The sequence below is a fragment of the Picosynechococcus sp. PCC 11901 genome (genome assembly GCF_005577135.1).
GTDB lineage: Bacteria > Cyanobacteriota > Cyanobacteriia > Cyanobacteriales > MRBY01 > MRBY01.
The window spans coordinates 25,912-38,765 of record NZ_CP040360.1 but is presented as its reverse complement, the minus strand read 5'-3'; the positions used below and the strand labels follow the sequence as shown (position 1 = coordinate 38,765).

The following is a 12,854-nucleotide window of genomic DNA, read 5'->3' as shown; positions in this document are numbered from 1 at the left end:
CTAGGAAGACGCTTGGGTTTTGGGCTTGTTGTTGTCTGCTTTAGCCTGGTAAGTAAATTCTTCGACAGCACCGGGTTCCCCTAAACGGTGGGGTTGCTGGTTGTTGATGGTGATGTAAACGGCCCCCGCATTGCCGGAACGGACGCGCACACTTTCATCGGCAATCCATTGTTTTTGGGTGCCCTTGGCGAGGGTGCCTTCAAAGGCCGTTTGACCATCGATTTCGACGCGCATCCAGGCCATTTCCTGGGCGCGAATATCCACCACCACGGACTCTGGTACATCTGCCCCATTGTTGCTGGAGTCGATCGGGGCGGTGACTGACGGGGATAGTGCTGTGGTCTGGGCTGTGTTACGTTCCTGACGGGCGGGGGTTGTGCTCTCCAGGAGCGCTGGATCGAGTTGGGGCGTCAGACTGGGGTTTTGGTTGCGGACGATGTTGCCCAGGGATTGCACCGTGGCAACAATGATCAACAAATAGGCAAGGTACAGATGACTCGGCCGCAACTGGAAATGGTAAATAAATTGGCTCCAGCGGGGAATATGCCAACGGTTCTGGGTTTCGGCTTGGGGAAATTCCTGGGCGATCGCCGTTCCATCAAGGCCAAGACATTCCGCATAACAACGCAGGAGACCTTGGAGATAAACTGGTTCTGGGAGTTGCTCTAGGCGACCCGCTTCAATATTTTCAAGAAGTGCCCGACGAATGTTCGTTTTACGGGCAACAAAGGCGAGGGACCAGTCTTTGGCGAGGCGTTGTTGCTGCAACTGGACACCAATTTGGGTGAGATATTCTTGCTGGGGAATGGGGGAATGGATCGCTGTCTCCTTCATGCTTGGTACTCCCGGACTGGGGCGGATGAATGGAATGGGAAATTAGAATTATATTGGGATCGGAGCTGTTTGATCTCCGCTTTCGTTAAGGGACGGGCTTGACCCCGTTGCAGATCGCCCAAGTGTAGGTTACCAATGGCGAGACGATGGAGTTTTACCACAGGAAAACCGAGCTGTTCAGCGACCCGACGGATCTGGCGGTTGCGCCCTTCGGTAAGCATGATATCAATACAGGTTTTATCTTGGGTAATGGTTTTGAGGTGAATTTGGGTGGGCAAGGTACGGCGATCGCCCAACATTACCCCCTGACGCCACTGATCGAGGACATGCTCTGGTACTTTTCCCTTGAGCCAAACGCGATAGGTTTTGGGAATGTGGTATCGAGGATGAGTCAAGGCCAGGGTGAAATTACCGTCATTGGTCAGCAGCAACGCCCCTGTCGATTGGGCATCGAGGCGGCCGATAGGATGGATCCCCTTTCCCTGTCGGAGCGGTGGGGGCAGCAAATCTAAAACCGTCGATCGTCCCTTGGGATCAGCGCAGGTGGAAACGACTCCCTTGGGTTTGTGAATGAGGTAATAGTAATGTCGCGGGCGTTCGGTCGCCTTGAGGGGTTTACCGTCAACACAGAGGCGATCGCCTTCTGGATCGGCTTGATCACCCAATTGAACAGGTTTGCCATTGAGGGTCACCCGTCCAGCGAGAATGAGTTTTTCTGCGCCCCGCCGTGACGCAATGCCCCAACGGGCGAGAATTTTTTGCACCCTTTCAGCCATAGATTATGGAGTGCTGGTTTCTAAAAAGCCAGGAAAATTGCAAGTCATATTTTACAAATCTTAGCAGGTGTTGTTTCCCCGCATAAATACCTAAAATCAAAGGCGGATGTCGAAATTCCTTGACAAAAGTAAGCCAAAGCGTGGGCTAACCTTGATCGTTTACCCACGACATCCGGTGTAATTTCGTCGGCTTAACGACCAATGGTGATGTTCCCCACCCGGATGGGGACGCAGGCGTGGGTCATTTGGGCAATCTGCATTGGTTCGCCTTTGCCGCACATATCGGTGCCCCGTTGTTCTAATTCTGAGGCCGGGGCGATCGCCTCGACTTTATTCCAAAATTCTGTGGTCATGCTCTGGTAGGTAAGATTTTTGACCATGCCTTGAAGCTGGCCATTTTTAATCCGCCAGACGCCATTGCCGCCAAACTGGAAATTCCGCCGTTGTTGGTCAATGGAAAAAGTATCATCCCCGTCGATGAGATAACCATCTTTGGTATCGGCGATCATTGCCGCGAGGGTTGCCGTGCGATCGCCCCCTGGTTCCCCTGGTTCGAGGCCCAAATTCGGAATCCGCACCATGGGGACACTGGCCCAACTATCGGCAAAGGCACAGCCATTACTCTCCGGGCGACCAAGGCGATGGGCGGTTTCCCGGTCGGTGAGATAATCCGTCAAAATACCATCTTTGACCACGTACCATTCCTGGGCCTTGACTCCTTCGTCATCATAGCCAGCGGTGCTGCGGCCACCGGGTTGGGTGCGGTCGGCCTTGAAATTGACCCAGGGGGCTGCGTATTGCAGTTGATTGAGATGATTTGTTGTGGCGAAGCTCGTCCCGGCAAAATTTGCCTCATAGCCATAGACCCGGTCTAACTCTGTGGGATGGCCGACGGATTCATGGATCGGCAACCAGAGATGACTTGGCTTGAGGATCAAGGTGGTTTCACCGCTGGGGGCTTCGGGGGCGTGGACTTTCTCAATAGCTTCCTGGGCGACGCGCGCGACATTGTTCCGGAGGGTTTCCGGTTCGATGTGTTCGTAGCCGAGGTTCAAAGGCGATCGCTCGTATTTGCGACCCTGGGCATCCCCATTGGCCACTGCCGTACAACCCATCTCGACGCCACTGCGATAGAGCCGTTGTTCAATTAACGACCCTTCCGTCGATGCAAAAATTTTATCTTCTTGGGTAAAGCTCAAATAGGCATAGGCTTTTTTAATCTGGGGATCATGGCCTAAGAACCGATCCGTTAAATCGAGGAGGAGGTCTGTCTTTTCCGTGAGGGATACCGCGAAGGGATCAATTTGAATCGGTGTTTCGTAGCGATCGCAGTAGGCTGGCACTGGCACCAAGCGAATCGGTTCCCGTTGGCTGAGACGACTGCCTTTAGCAATATCAATGGCCAACTGCACAACGCGCACAATTTCTGCGGTCGTCCGCCGGTGACTCGCGGCAAATCCCCAAGCCCCCTGCCACAGTACCCGCACCCCAAAACCGGCACTGACATTATCACTGAGGCGTTTGAGGGAACGATCTTGGGCCCAAAGTCGCTGCTTACGATAGGTACAGAGACGAATTTCGCCGTACTCACAACCCTGTTGCCGGATCAGCTGAATAGCAGCTTGGGCAAGGTCGCTAAACGTCAAATGTTGGGGGTGAGGCGCGGCTTGAACCATGGTTTAAAAAAGAATGAGGTTGTTGTGATCTTAGTGAATATTGTTGGCGATCGCCTGACCCGCGAGCCAACTAGTCGTCCAAGCACTCTGAAAATTGAAGCCCCCCGTAATCCCATCGATGTCGAGCACTTCCCCAGCGAAATAGAGACCCGGACAACGGCGACTTTCGAGGGTTTTGAAGTTCACTTCCTTGAGGGAAACGCCGCCACAGGTGACAAATTCTTCCTTAAAAACGCCTTTCCCTTGGATGTTGTATTGGCCCTGGGTTAATTCTTGGCAGAGGATATTGAGTTGTTTCTTTGATAAATCCGCCCAGTTTTGATCGGGACTAATCCCGGCAGCTTGGGTCAAACTTTGCCATAGACGCTTGGGAATATCCACTGGGGCGAGGGTTGTAATTTTCTTTTTAGGATGTTGGGTCTTAAAAGTTTGGATGTCTTGACGGAGGGTTTCTGGGTTGATGTCGGGGAGCCAATTGACCGTGAGGGGCATTTTGTAACGATGTTCGGCTAACGTGCGCGCCCCCCAAGCGGAGAGTTTTAAAACCGCTGGCCCACTAAGACCCCAATGGGTAATTAGGAGTGGCCCCGTTTGGGTGAGTTTTTTCTTTTGATCGAGTTTGATGCTCACAATTGCTTTGGGCACGCTCACCCCGGCGAGACCTTGGAGCCGCGGATCGTTGATCTGAAAGGTAAAGAGGGACGGTTTCGGCGGCACAATCTTGTGGCCCAAGGTGGCAGCGAATCGATGGCCCGAAGGATGACTCCCCGTGGCTAACAAAATGCAGTCGGCAGAAAGGCGATCGCCCCCCTTGAGATTCACCTGAAATTGTCCTGTTTCATCTTGAATAATGCTTTGCACAACAGCCCCGGTGCGACATTGAATCTTTGCCGTAGTTGCCGCTGCGAGAAAGGCGCGAATAATCGTTTCGGAATCGTCCGTCACCGGGAACATTCGTCCGTCGGCTTCGGTTTTGAGCTTGACCCCTTCGGCCTTGAGCCAAGCAATCATGTCCTGGGGTTGAAACTGACTGAAGGCCCCCCGCAATTCCCGCTGGCCCCTCGGATAGGCCTTGACTAATTCCACGGGATCAAAGCAGTGGTGGGTGACATTACAGCGGCCGCCCCCAGAGATTTTTACTTTACTGAGAAATGTTTTACCCGCTTCGAGGATAATCACCTCTAACTTTGGGTTCGTCCGGGCAGCGGCGATCGCCCCAAAAAAACCCGCCGCACCGCCCCCAACGACGATTAATCTTGCCATGGTTTGTTAGTAATTCTTTGTCCACTCCAGCCCATAGAGGATCCCAGAAAGGAGCGTCAGGAGCAACATGATATTGATAATGCCCCCCGGCAGTAGCGTAAAGGGCGGCACCCCAAACCCCCGCAAAATCCAGAGCAACAAAAAGCAGACGAGACAAGTAATAAAGAGGTAGAGAACACCGGAAGAATTGGAGCGATTCACAGGGCGACACACCGGGTCAAATAACGTCTCTAGTTTAACATTTGCCCCTTGGGGCCGCCCAAAACCCGCTATCATAAACAGTTGCAAAAATATCTAGATCAACACCCTCCTATGACCCAGCAATACCGGATCACCCTCCTCCCTGGCGATGGCATTGGCCCCGAGATTTTGGCCGTGGCAGTGGACGTTTTAAAAACCATTGGCCAACAATTTGATCTAGAGTTTGTTTTTACCGAAGCTTTGATGGGGGGCGCGGCCATTGATGCCACTGGGGAACCCCTCCCCCAAGCGACCCTAGATGCTTGTAAAGCCAGCGATGCGGTATTGTTTGCGGCCATTGGCGGCTACAAATGGGATAACCTGCCCCGGGCGCAACGGCCAGAAACGGGTTTATTGGGTTTGCGGGCGGGCCTCGGTCTGTTTGCAAATTTGCGTCCGGCCACGATTTTGCCCCAGCTCATTGATGCCTCTACCCTGAAGCGGGACGTGGTCGAAGGGGTAGACATTATGGTGGTGCGGGAACTTACTGGCGGTATTTATTTCGGGAAGCCCAAAGGCAGCGTCACTTTAGAAACGGGCGAGAAACGGGGCTTTAACACCATGGTCTATGACGAATCGGAAGTGGATCGCATTGCGAAAGTCGCCTTTGACATTGCCCAAAAACGGGGTAAGCGTCTCTGTTCTGTGGATAAAGCAAACGTTCTGGATGTGTCGCAACTATGGCGCGATCGCCTCAATTTGATGGCCGAAAATTATCCCGATGTGGAACTGTCCCATCTCTATGTGGATAATGCCGCCATGCAGCTCATCCGCGCCCCCAAGCAGTTTGACACCATTGTCACGGGGAATTTGTTTGGGGACATTCTTTCCGACGCGGCCGCCATGCTTACGGGGAGTATCGGGATGTTGCCCTCGGCTAGTTTGGGGGCGGATGGCCCTGGGGTTTACGAGCCAGTCCATGGGTCTGCGCCAGATATTGCTGGCCAGGATAAGGCGAATCCTCTAGCGATGGTGCTCAGTGCGGCGATGATGTTGCGCTATTCTTTTGACCAACCAGAAGCAGCAGCCAAAATCGAACAAGCGGTACAAACGGTCCTCGATCAAGGCTTCCGCACCGGCGATATTATGTCCGAGGGCATGACTCTCCTGGGTTGCAAAGGCATGGGCGAAAAACTCTTGGCGGCCCTCAATGCTTAGGTCTTACCCTGGGTGTTGATGCTGAAAAAAAATTCGGCAGGCTATTTTTTTGAAAACACTTTTTGGCCATGGGGAACCTGAACTTTTCGAGACGGATTCCCCTACTGTCAAATTCTCCAGACAAAAATACAATAAATGGGTAAGTTCTAGGGTTTCTTTTCGGAGAAGCGATGGGACTTTATCTTAATATTTATTGTTCTGTCCTATGCAACCCACTAACCCGAATCAATTTACCGAAAAAGCCTGGCAGGCGATCGCCCAAACGCCGGATCTTGCCAAACAAAATCAGCAGCAGCAGATCGAATCTGAACATCTGCTACAGGCACTGCTAGAGCAAGACGGCCTCGCGAAAAGTATTTTTACCAAAGCAGAGATTCCCCTCGCCAAATTGCGAGACCGCACCGCAACCTTTATTGCCCAGCAACCGAAAATATCCCAACCGAGCGAATCAGTTTATTTAGGCCGGAGTTTAGACCTCCTTTTAGACCGCGCCGATCAACACCGAAAATCCTTTGGGGATGACTTTGTTTCCGTTGAACATTTAATCTTGAGCTATGCCAAAGATGACCGTTTTGGCAAAAATCTCTACAAAGAATTTGACCTCACAGAAAATAAATTAAAGACGATCATTACGCAAATTCGAGGTAATCAAAAGGTGACCGACCAAAACCCGGAAGGGAAATACGAATCCTTAGAAAAATATGGCCGTGATTTAACGAGTCTCGCCCGCAACGGCAAACTAGACCCGGTCATTGGTCGCGATGATGAAATTCGCCGCACGATTCAAATTCTCTCCCGCCGCACGAAAAATAATCCGGTTTTGATCGGGGAACCGGGGGTCGGGAAAACGGCGATCGCCGAAGGATTAGCCCAGCGGATCGTTAACCGTGATGTCCCCGAATCCCTAAAAGACCGCACCCTGATCGCCTTGGATATGGGGTCACTCATTGCTGGGGCAAAATATCGCGGCGAATTTGAAGAACGTCTCAAGGCCGTTTTAAAAGAAGTCACCGATTCCGAAGGGCAAATTATTCTCTTTATCGACGAAATCCACACCGTTGTCGGTGCTGGGGCGACCCAGGGGGCAATGGATGCCGGGAACCTGCTTAAACCCATGCTCGCCCGGGGTGAACTGCGCTGTATTGGCGCGACAACCCTCGATGAATACCGTAAATACATCGAAAAAGATGCGGCCCTGGAACGGCGCTTCCAGTCGGTGATGGTCAACGAACCGAATGTGGTCGATACCATCTCGATTCTGCGCGGCCTGAAGGAACGCTATGAGGTACACCACGGGGTTAAAATTGCCGATACAGCCCTCGTTGCGGCGGCGATGCTCTCCAACCGTTACATTAGCGATCGCTTTTTACCGGATAAGGCCATTGATCTGGTGGACGAAGCAGCGGCAAAACTGAAGATGGAGATCACCTCTAAGCCGGAAGAGCTAGACGAAATTGACCGGAAAATTCTCCAGTTGGAAATGGAAAAACTTTCCATCCAAAAGGAAAAAGATGAAGCCTCTTTAGAACGGCTTGCCAAACTAGAGAAGGAATTAGCCAACCTCAAGGAAGAGCAATCCCAACTCAACGCCCAGTGGCAATCGGAAAAAGAATTCATCGACAAAATTCGCTTTCTTAAGGAGGAAATCGATAAAACCAACCTAGAAATTCAACAGGCCGAACGCAATTATGACCTCAATAAGGCGGCAGAGTTGCGCTACGGGAAGTTGACGGAACTGCAACAGAAAATCAAAGATATCGAGAGCAATCTCGCGGCCCAACAGGTAACCGGAGAATCTCTGCTACGGGAAGAAGTGATTGAGTCGGATATCGCCGAAATCATTTCAAAATGGACAGGTATCCCGATTAGTAAATTAATCGAATCAGAAAAAGAAAAGCTGCTCCACCTCGAAGCAGAACTCCACCGTCGGGTTGTCGGCCAAGAAGAAGCCGTTACCGCCGTTGCCGAAGCGATCCAGCGATCGCGTGCCGGACTCGCCGATCCCAACCGTCCCACGGCTAGCTTTATTTTCCTGGGGCCGACGGGGGTCGGGAAAACAGAACTTGCCAAAGCCCTCGCCCAATTTCTCTTTGATACCGAAGAAGCCCTCGTGCGGATCGATATGTCCGAATACATGGAGAAACACGCCGTTTCCCGTTTAATGGGAGCGCCTCCAGGGTATGTGGGCTATGAAGAAGGGGGCCAGTTAACGGAAGCAATTCGCCGCCGTCCCTACTCGGTGATTCTCTTTGATGAAATTGAAAAGGCCCATGCCGATGTGTTTAATGTGATGCTGCAAATCCTGGATGATGGCCGTTTGACCGATTCCCAGGGGCGGACAGTGGACTTTAAAAACACGGTGATCATCATGACCAGTAATATTGGTTCCCAATTTATCCTCGATATTGCCGGCGATGATGCCCGTTACGAGGAAATGCGCAATCGGGTAATGGACGCGATGAATGCGAACTTCCGGCCGGAATTCCTCAACCGCATCGATGAACTGATTATTTTCCATGGCCTACAAAAGGATCAACTGCGCTCCATTGTTCAACTTCAGGTGAATCGCCTCGCTGAACGCCTCGCTGAACAGAAGATCAGCATTCAACTCACCCCAGAAGCCTATGATTTCATTGCCGAGGTGGGCTATAACCCGGTCTATGGTGCGAGACCCCTCAAGCGGGCCGTCCAGAAATATGTCGAAACGGCGATCGCCAAAGGGATCCTCAAGGGTGAATTTAAAGCAGGCAGTGCCATTACAGTCGATGTGAAAGATGAACGTTTGACTTTTATTTAAAGGCAATGGGTTGAAATCCCCGCCCCTTGGGGCGTAATCCTCTATAATCATGGTGTTGACATGGCAACAGATAGCGAAAACCAAGCTAGACACATACAAAGTATTTTTTGTGACCATGAGCTTTGCCCTCAGGAACTGGGGAGTCAGCCTATCGCCAGAATATTAAGACTCGCTATTCTTCGGAATAAAAAGCTGTTCTTTGGGTAGGAAGCTCCGCTGCTTGCGGCGGGGTAGTTCACACGCCTTTGAAATTCATCTTCATAAATGAACCCTGTGTTAAAAGCTTAGAAGCTAACACAGGGTTTTAAGTTTCTAGAATTTATTTACGTCAACTCAACGCAAGAAAAAGCCTAGCGTGGCATCACATTGATGTTTACCAAGCTCATGGCGTTGCCTTCTGGGTTGGAGACAATCACTTGATTCGTTGCAGGAATAAATTCAATCCCTTCTGGCTCAAACCCAGCCTCTTGATCGGCCCGAACAACATCAGGGTTGAGAACGACAGTATCGAGTAGCTGAACATTTCTGGGGTTGGAAATGTCATGGATTGTGATCGCATCTGAACGCTCGATCGCCACGAATGCCAGGGTACGACCATTTACAACACCAACAGAAACAACCTCAGGTTCTGGGCCTTTGCTGTTACAGCGCTGGGGCAAGCCGAGGGCAATGATGCTTTCTTCGATGGAATTGCCGCTATCTCCCAAAAGTTCACCCGTGGTTGCGTCAAAGACACTAATACTGCGGGTACCATGGGGACTTAAGGGAATTCCTTCGTAGGACTGGTTATTGACATTGGTCAAATTATCTTCATCGGCGGTGACAAAGTAGCGACCATCTGGGGTAATGGCAATGCCATCGGGTTCACGGGCAGAGGTGAATTCTTGTCTGAGGGATAGGTCATAGCTGCCAGAACGACAGCTTCCTTCTCCAACTTTATCTTGAACTAAACCGAAACCCGTACGAATGCCGACATCAAAGTTTTGCACCGAAAAGATATCAGGGGTTAGACGTCTGGGTAAAGGAGAGGGAATTTCAATGCGAGCGACAGCATTGTTTTCTTGTAGTGTGGCGACAATAAAAGAGCTATCAGCCGCGATGCGAACCGTCTCAGGCTGTGGGTCGTGGGGGAAAAAGGGAATATTGTCGGGGGGAATGGGCACCTCGACCTGGGTCATACGATTGGGGCCACGTCGGAGATCAATGATCGAAACGGTTCCAGCACCATTTTCTAGGTTCGTCAGATCTTCTTCGTTTTCTTCATCTTCATTGGCGACGGCAGCAAACTGACCGTTCGGGGCGATCGCCACGGAGTCTGGGCCGCGACCTACAGTTACGTGCCCAAGGGGTTCTAGATCGGGGAGAGAGAGGGCCACGACCTTGCCTGGCATTTCGTCAAAGGTATCCAGATTTGCGTCATCTGCGTCTTTGACCCCGATGAGTGCGAAGGCCCCGTCTGGGCTAATGGAAACTCCAGTGAGTTCGGCGTCCGCAGAACCTGCGGGCAAAAATTCGTCCGTTAGGGTCCAAGTCCCTTCGACGGTTAAGGCATTATCTTCGATCGCCACTAAGGTCGCTGTTTTTGCGCCGACCACAAGGGCGTGGCGACCATCTTTTGTGACAGCGAGCATTTCTGCACCGGCGAGATCCGTTAATGTGAAAACAACTTCACCTCGAATAGTTGCGTTTTGGGCGATCGCTTGGGGCGGAAAGATTAGCGTGCCCAATGGAAGGCCGGCAAGAGTCGATAAGAGAGCTAACTTGAAACCAGTTTGTAGCTTGGGCTTCACCATTGATGCCACTAAGCTTTTCACACCACTATTTAAGTTCATTACCTAATATTTATCTGATTAATACCACGACCCCAACGATACAATGGAAAGAGAATTGATTGAGTTAAAAAGAAACTAAGCAAAGTTTAATTTTAGATTTTATAAAGACTATTTTTCGTGATTTTATTATTCTTTTTTAGTCAAATATTTTTTAGTTAAGGTGCAACTAAAAGTAATTAAATCAAGAAGATAATGTCTTACATTAGGCGAAGGGATTAGAGCTATGCTGAAGCATTGTTAACCTTGACCTTCCCGCATGGATCCATGGTGGAGTTGCTTTCCTTTTTCTTTCTCCGGCACAATAGAAGACCGTGCAGTTTAGTCAGGGAAACATAACGATGGCCAGTCAGTGGGAAAATTTTCTAAAAAATCTGGGGAACTGGCGCGGTTCCTTTGCGGGGGTCAATCTAGATGGCGAGATCATCACGGAAGTCCCCTCTATTTTGACCCTATCACTCATCGACGGGAACCGGGATAAGGTGCTGTTTACCCTGCGGCGCTTTGAAAATGGCGGCTATGACAGCGAACCCACCAGCAATATGTCCCAGGAGTTTACCGGATTGGGGCGGCACACGATGTTTTTCGATACGGGCTCTTTCTCGAAAGGTTCCATGTGTCTCTCGTCCATCTCATCGTTTATCGCCGAATATGGATTTATCAAAGGCGATCGCCGGATGCGGATGGTGCAAATGTATGGCGATGCCTTTACCTTCAATAAATTGGTCTTTATCCGAGAATTTCGCGAAGGAAGCAATGCCCAGGAACGACCACCACTGACTGTGGAACAACTTTTGGGTACCTGGGAAGCGGAATACCACGTTTACACCCCCGACCTTGATCCCCCCAAGGTGCACCAGAGCCGCTTAACCCTCAGCAAAGAAGGCGATTATCTCCACCAGACCCTCGAATTAGAACACCAAACCATCGCCTCCAAAGGACAGATCCAAGGCAACACAATTCATTTTACGGAAGGCAGGACGCCCCGCAATCTGGTGCTATTACCCGATGGGACTTCGATGAATGTGCCGCCCCAATTGGCCCAGCGGCAAGCTTTTTTTGTGGAAGCAGGTTGGCTCGTCAGCGACAACGAACGACAACGGATCATGCGCAATTACAATGACCGGGGTGAATGGGTTAGTTCGACGTTGATTTTTGAGCGACGGGTGGCCTAGGCTCCGGTTGGCAGAGGGTTTGGTGTAGTTGATAGCGGTATTCGGCATCGAGAAATTGGTGCTGGAGTTTTGTCCACTGGTGCCAAGTTTGGTGGCGATTATCGTGGAAAATTTGACAGAGGGTAGGCAACTCCTGATCGAACGTTTTACCGAGGGCTTTTTCTAAAAATGTTTGTAGTACTGCATCATCCTGGAGCAAACCGATGAGGGTTTGGACTTTCTTAATCGCCTGGAGCTGACCGGCATAATCTTCGCCATAAAAAGGCGCAAAAATTTCCATGGTATAGCGCGATCGCTTGGCGGCCTTGCGGAGGTCATGGAGAATTGGGCTGTCGGTTGCAAAAAGTGTTTCTAATTGTTTTTTCGAGAGCTTCTTCGGACTATAACCGACCCACCAACCGGGATGGAGCAACAGTTCGCTGAGTTGGGGCAAGAGTAAATCCGGCAAGATCAGCTGAATATCCACCGAGGCGATCGCCTGATATTGAGGTTGATCCAACCAAGCCTGGGTCGCCCCTTTGAATTCCCCATAACGGGCCGAGTTGAGAAATTTCCGCACCTTAGTCAGTTGTTTTTGACGACGCTTGGCTAATTTTTTGAGGGCAATTTCGAGAATCGTAACTTCAACGGTCGGCAGTTGGGGCAGATATCGCTCCCGAAAAGTCAGAGTCATCACATCCACATCCCGCAACTTCCCCAGAACCCGACCATAACGGCCCACCTGTTTCGGGGTCAAAGCCTCCGGTAAAACCAGGACAGGGGCAAACCCTAACAACACACTCCGCAAGCGTCGCATCCCCACCCGCATTTGGTGCAATTCTTCCGGATCACGGTCGGCTAAAACCCCCGCTTCGTGGCTGAGGATTTTTTTGTAATGCTTGGCGATCGCCTTATGTGCCCAATCGCCAAAACTTTGTGTTTGGGGTGGCTGCATCATTTATGCCCAAATCAATCTCACCACTTCGATCTTAAGAGGTGCAATTGTGAACTACCCCGCCGCAAGCAGCGGGGCTTCCTACCCAAAGAACAGCTTTCTATTCCGAGGAATAGCGAGTCTTATATTCTGGCGATAGGCGGACTCCCCGGTTCCCGAGGACAAAAATCAC

General features: G+C 50.9%; 10 protein-coding genes. 3 read left to right on the top strand and 7 right to left on the bottom strand.

The window, feature by feature from the left end; translation table 11 throughout:
• From FEK30_RS01350 to FEK30_RS01330, 5 genes are all read right to left on the bottom strand, one after another.
• On the bottom strand, nucleotides 1–834 hold the full coding sequence (locus tag FEK30_RS01350; protein ID WP_138071331.1) for a helix-turn-helix domain-containing protein: 834 nt from the start codon (nucleotides 832–834) through the stop codon (nucleotides 1–3).
• Nucleotides 831–1,610, bottom strand: coding sequence for a pseudouridine synthase (locus FEK30_RS01345; protein ID WP_012307953.1), 780 nt, complete (start codon nucleotides 1,608–1,610; stop codon nucleotides 831–833). Before FEK30_RS01345 ends, FEK30_RS01350 begins: the two co-directional genes overlap by 4 nt.
• A 191-nt stretch (nucleotides 1,611–1,801) precedes the next feature.
• Nucleotides 1,802–3,286, bottom strand: coding sequence for a TldD/PmbA family protein (locus FEK30_RS01340; RefSeq protein WP_138071329.1), 1,485 nt, complete (start codon nucleotides 3,284–3,286; stop codon nucleotides 1,802–1,804).
• A 30-nt stretch (nucleotides 3,287–3,316) separates the two neighbouring features.
• Nucleotides 3,317–4,549 carry a BaiN/RdsA family NAD(P)/FAD-dependent oxidoreductase gene (locus FEK30_RS01335; RefSeq protein WP_138071327.1) on the bottom strand — a complete coding sequence of 411 codons (1,233 nt, stop codon included), beginning with the start codon at nucleotides 4,547–4,549 and terminating at the stop codon, nucleotides 3,317–3,319.
• 6 nt (nucleotides 4,550–4,555) lie between these two features.
• A complete protein-coding gene (locus FEK30_RS01330) occupies nucleotides 4,556–4,825 on the bottom strand; it encodes a hypothetical protein (protein WP_198158652.1) in 270 nt (89 codons plus the stop codon).
• Between the two features lie 36 nt (nucleotides 4,826–4,861).
• Between FEK30_RS01330 and leuB the strand changes: the two genes are divergently transcribed.
• Nucleotides 4,862–5,947 (top strand): 3-isopropylmalate dehydrogenase, encoded by a 1,086-nt coding sequence (leuB, locus tag FEK30_RS01325; RefSeq protein ID WP_012307950.1) that lies wholly within the window; start codon nucleotides 4,862–4,864, stop codon nucleotides 5,945–5,947.
• Between the two features lie 205 nt (nucleotides 5,948–6,152).
• A complete protein-coding gene (gene clpB, locus FEK30_RS01320; RefSeq protein WP_138071325.1) occupies nucleotides 6,153–8,744 on the top strand; it encodes an ATP-dependent chaperone ClpB in 2,592 nt (863 codons plus the stop codon).
• Between the two features lie 350 nt (nucleotides 8,745–9,094).
• Here the strand turns inward: clpB and FEK30_RS01315 are convergent, their stop codons facing one another.
• Nucleotides 9,095–10,471 carry a choice-of-anchor I domain-containing protein gene (locus tag FEK30_RS01315; RefSeq protein WP_138071323.1) on the bottom strand — a complete coding sequence of 459 codons (1,377 nt, stop codon included), beginning with the start codon at nucleotides 10,469–10,471 and terminating at the stop codon, nucleotides 9,095–9,097.
• A 443-nt stretch (nucleotides 10,472–10,914) separates the two neighbouring features.
• Between FEK30_RS01315 and FEK30_RS01310 the strand changes: the two genes are divergently transcribed.
• Nucleotides 10,915–11,748 (top strand): DUF3598 family protein, encoded by an 834-nt coding sequence (locus FEK30_RS01310; protein WP_138071321.1) that lies wholly within the window; start codon nucleotides 10,915–10,917, stop codon nucleotides 11,746–11,748.
• Here FEK30_RS01310 and FEK30_RS01305 read toward each other — a convergent pair.
• Entirely contained in the window at nucleotides 11,711–12,685 is a 975-nt protein-coding gene (locus FEK30_RS01305; RefSeq protein ID WP_065711211.1) for a CHAD domain-containing protein, read from the bottom strand. The two genes, FEK30_RS01310 and FEK30_RS01305, sit on opposite strands and share 38 nt — an antisense overlap.
• Between the last annotated feature and the right edge of the window lie 169 nt (nucleotides 12,686–12,854).

What these genes read in the sequence shown, in the direction of transcription:
- FEK30_RS01305 (WP_065711211.1), bottom strand. Translation starts at nt 12,685, where the DNA reads ATGATGCAGCCACCCCAAACACAAAGTTTTGGCGATTGGGCACATAAG.
- FEK30_RS01335 (WP_138071327.1), bottom strand. Translation starts at nt 4,549, where the DNA reads ATGGCAAGATTAATCGTCGTTGGGGGCGGTGCGGCGGGTTTTTTTGGG.
- FEK30_RS01310 (WP_138071321.1), top strand. Translation starts at nt 10,915, where the DNA reads ATGGCCAGTCAGTGGGAAAATTTTCTAAAAAATCTGGGGAACTGGCGC.
- FEK30_RS01330 (WP_198158652.1), bottom strand. Translation starts at nt 4,825, where the DNA reads ATGATAGCGGGTTTTGGGCGGCCCCAAGGGGCAAATGTTAAACTAGAG.
- FEK30_RS01350 (WP_138071331.1), bottom strand. Translation starts at nt 834, where the DNA reads ATGAAGGAGACAGCGATCCATTCCCCCATTCCCCAGCAAGAATATCTC.
- FEK30_RS01345 (WP_012307953.1), bottom strand. Translation starts at nt 1,610, where the DNA reads ATGGCTGAAAGGGTGCAAAAAATTCTCGCCCGTTGGGGCATTGCGTCA.
- leuB (WP_012307950.1), top strand. Translation starts at nt 4,862, where the DNA reads ATGACCCAGCAATACCGGATCACCCTCCTCCCTGGCGATGGCATTGGC.
- clpB (WP_138071325.1), top strand. Translation starts at nt 6,153, where the DNA reads ATGCAACCCACTAACCCGAATCAATTTACCGAAAAAGCCTGGCAGGCG.
- FEK30_RS01340 (WP_138071329.1), bottom strand. Translation starts at nt 3,286, where the DNA reads ATGGTTCAAGCCGCGCCTCACCCCCAACATTTGACGTTTAGCGACCTT.